Genomic DNA, 885 nt, shown 5'->3' on the forward strand with positions numbered 1-885 from the left:
CTCAGCCGCTGCATATAGTCCTGTTGCAGCTGCTCTAAGGCGTTCAGCAAATGTGTTTCCAGCTCTGTCACTCTGTGTCACTCCTTCAGATGTACCCATTCCTTCCCCTGAAAGGAAATCACCTCTGCTGACTTCCCGTAAGGAAGGACCAGAAATTTCCTGTTCCCGTCCTGCACAAACTCCACGCCCCATGTCTTCGCGTTCAGCTTCTCCAGACTCTCGTTCTGCTTCCTGATTTCTTCCAGGTTCGCCTGTATCATCCCGCCAAGATACCAGAGCGTCCCGCCACTCACGGTAAACAGGAAAATGACCATCCCCAGTAACATCATGCCCGTATTCCCTGCCAGCTTTAACACGTCCTTCCTGTGCTGCATCATCGCCTCTTTCACCCCTTCCCGGTGTTTTTTCAGTGATTCCTCTGTCGAAGCTGTGAACAGGGCTATAGCGTCTTTGATTTTCGTCTCGTTTGATGTCACAGCCTTGCTTACAGATTCTTCGAGCTTCCTGAACTCGTCGTTCAGCATTTTCTCTGTAGATTCGGCTCTCTCTTTCAGCTTTTTCTCGAACTCCGCGCCCGTCTGTAAAAGATTGCTCATAGAATGCTCCTTTCAGCCTGATATTCTTCCCACCGTTCGGGTCTGCAATGCTGATACTGCTTCGCGTCACCCTGACCACTTCAAGCCCTGCCTCTGTGAGCGCCTGAATCACATCCTGACGGCCTTTTATCTCCCCGACATGATAAAGAGCGTCTATCCCGCGTGTGACGCTCTCTGCAAGCGCCTGTTTCGTTTCCGGCAGATTATCAGGGAGTGTCAGCGCCCTGCGGTTCTCCGGGGCGTTCGGGTCATGCAGCCCGTAATGGTGATTAACCAGCGTCTGCCAGGT

General features: G+C 52.3%; 2 protein-coding genes. Both read right to left on the reverse strand.

What is annotated here, in order from left to right; translation table 11 throughout:
- Positions 1 to 71 (reverse strand): MbeD/MobD family mobilization/exclusion protein (locus ACUU1I_RS20860; protein WP_269537058.1); only part of this gene is annotated, 71 nt, incomplete at its 3' end.
- A 6-nt stretch (positions 72 to 77) separates the two neighbouring features.
- Positions 78 to 596 (reverse strand): MbeB family mobilization protein, encoded by a 519-nt coding sequence (locus ACUU1I_RS20865; protein ID WP_000067496.1) that lies wholly within the window; start codon positions 594 to 596, stop codon positions 78 to 80.
- Positions 597 to 885: the final 289 nt, after the last annotated feature.

Source organism: Shigella sp. SIG3 (genome assembly GCF_053555855.1).

Bases quoted from the DNA above. Each gene is read 5' to 3' on its own strand.
- ACUU1I_RS20865 (WP_000067496.1), bottom strand. From the start codon at position 596: ATGAGCAATCTTTTACAGACGGGCGCGGAGTTCGAGAAAAAGCTGAAA.